Consider the following 430-nt stretch of genomic DNA (forward strand, 5'->3'; position numbering starts at 1 on the left):
CCCATTCGGAAATTCTCGGATCAAAGTCTGCTCGCAACTCCCCGAGACTTATCGCAGCGTGCCACGTCCTTCATCGCCTCTACATGCCAAGGCATCCACTAAACGCCCTTTTGACACTTGATCTTGAAATTGATGCTCATGCACGGTGAACGCCTCGCCGATTATTCGAAAGCCGTGCAAGCTTTCGCGATCTCGACAAGACCCGGCATGAACCTCGGTCAGGATGTCTCTTCAGCGCCACCTGAAACGGTGACGCCCTCCACAACTATGTCAAATATCCACGCACCAGCGACACACAGCCCTAAGGCCACATGTCAAACCAGGCGTGAAACCTGTGTTTCTAGTCAAACCGCGCTTTGTTTTTCACTGCCATCCGATGCCCTCAAGGCGGTGGATGGTGGAGCTGGACGGGATCGAACCGACGACCTGA

At 54.2% G+C, this 430-nt stretch carries 1 protein-coding gene and 1 rRNA gene; one reads left to right on the forward strand and one right to left on the reverse strand.

Features of this window, described 5'->3' with window-relative positions; all coding sequences use genetic code 11:
- Positions 1-123, reverse strand: a 23S ribosomal RNA gene (locus JXQ94_RS13940); the annotation flags it as partial.
- Between JXQ94_RS13940 and JXQ94_RS13945 the strand changes: the two genes are divergently transcribed.
- Positions 124-430: hypothetical protein (locus JXQ94_RS13945; RefSeq protein WP_421924395.1), on the forward strand; the 307-nt coding region annotated here is incomplete at its 3' end.

Origin of the sequence: Maricaulis maris, assembly GCF_049116555.1 — a bacterium.
Taxonomy (GTDB): domain Bacteria; phylum Pseudomonadota; class Alphaproteobacteria; order Caulobacterales; family Maricaulaceae; genus Maricaulis; species Maricaulis maris_C.